Raw genomic sequence first — 1,719 nt, 5'->3', positions numbered from 1 at the left:
CGGCAAGTGCGTGACTGCCGCGGTGCGATGTGCTGCGTCGCGGTCGCGAACGGCGGAGCACGCGCGTTCAGGGCAAGGGCCCGGCAAGGCCGCCGCTGCTATAGGCGGTCAGGCGATGGATACCTGTTTGCCTGCGGCATGGGCGTTCCTGATTAGCCCTGTCTCTCAGCCATGAAAATTGCCCGCCATGCGCAAAGCCGGCTCCGGACAGGGCTTGCAACGCATCATCGCCGTGGCGAGTCGTGGCAGCATTTCGGGCAGGCGGAATCTGCGATTGAATCGGTAGGCCGCTTCGGCCAGATAACGTCTCGCATATTTGCTTTGCGCGATGGCGTGGTAGACGCCGCTGATGGCGCGTTTGAGGTTGCCAAGCACCACGTTGACCCACCTGGCACCGGCGGCCTCTGTGGCTGCGCGTCCGCCGCCGGTGTCCAGTGTGGTGTGTGCATGGCCGGCGTCTTCCAGGCGGCGGAAACAGGCCAACCCGTCGGTGTAGGCCTCGCATTCTGGCTTCAGGCGACGGGCGATCCAGTCCGTGAGCGCGGCATTGTCGAAGCTGCGCACCGGCTCGATCACCACAAAGCTCGGCGCCGTGAAGCTGGCATCGGTCTGCACCGCAATCAGGAACGGTTGCTTGTTCTCCGATCCGCGCCCAGCCTTGCCGCCGTTGCGCTCCCCTCCCAGGTAGGCATCGTCGATCTGCACGAACCCGGACAGTCGACGCGTGGCTTCGCGCTCGGCCATGACCTGCATGATCTTGTGCTTCATCCGCCAGGCGGTCTTGTAGTTGACGCCCAGATGACGCATCAGCTCCAGCGCAGCCATGTTGGTCTTGGTCGAGGTCAACAGGTGCAGCGCCAGCATCCAGGTGCGCAGTGACAGCTTGGTGCCCTGGAACATCGTGCCTGCGATCAGGCTGGTCTGATGCCGGCACGCGCTGCATTGATAGTAGATGGCGCCACCACGCTTGAAGCGCGAGCGCGCCCGTCCAGCGCAACAAGGACAGCGAAATCCCTGGGGCCACCGCCATCTATACAGAGCGCGGTAGCACTTGGCTTCGGTGCCGTAGGCTGCAAAAAAATCCGGCATCGACAGTCCAGCCTGGAACTGCACGGCATTGATGCTCATGGGGCCACCTCGTCGGCTTCAGGTGACAACAGCATCTGCCCAGGCCGGCGCAGATCTTGCGACTGCTGGCTGAGAGTTAGGGCTAATCAGGTGGACGTATGACATCTGAGGCACTCGATTCTGGTCGAGATGGTCGACGTTGATAATTGCTGCTTTCTCATCGATTGATGCGCGTTGAACATCGGTCCGCGCGGCTGCAGTGCGCGACGCGCAGTGACCTCGCCACGACGCGCACGCCGCATTCGCCAACGGCGGCTGGCATGGCCGCCTGGCGTGGGTCGACCCGTCTCTGCCGTGGCGGCAGTGCTCTAGTGGCCTGCCGATGCGCCGATCGGATCGGTGCGTGCGCTGCCGGTGAGCACGCGAGAGGACGCTGGCAGCGCGCTACCCGCGCCGCATCAACATCTGCGTCACCAGCGCGCGCAGGGCAGGCGGGCGGACCGGCTTGGACAGGAATATGTCAGGTCCGCTTTGCAGTACCTCGAATGGGCGTTCCGGGTCCGAGTCGCCGCGCAGGGACCCCGTCGGCAAGGTAAGGTATTACTGGGACGTACGAAGGTGATGGGTTGGCACTAGCCCTTCCGTTCCGGG

At 64.0% G+C, this 1,719-nt stretch carries 1 protein-coding gene; it reads right to left on the bottom strand.

What is annotated here, in order from left to right; genetic code table 11:
- Positions 1-165: 165 nt before the first annotated feature.
- The gene (locus CSC70_RS13605; protein WP_160964030.1) at positions 166-1,128 is read right to left on the bottom strand and encodes an IS1595 family transposase; all 963 of its coding nucleotides are present in this window, start codon (positions 1,126-1,128) and stop codon (positions 166-168) included.
- Positions 1,129-1,719: the final 591 nt, after the last annotated feature.

The sequence above is a fragment of the Pseudoxanthomonas kalamensis DSM 18571 genome, from assembly GCF_010211745.1.
Taxonomy (GTDB): Bacteria; Pseudomonadota; Gammaproteobacteria; order Xanthomonadales; family Xanthomonadaceae; genus Pseudoxanthomonas_A; species Pseudoxanthomonas_A kalamensis.
This window is presented reverse-complemented; position numbering and strand designations above follow the sequence as displayed.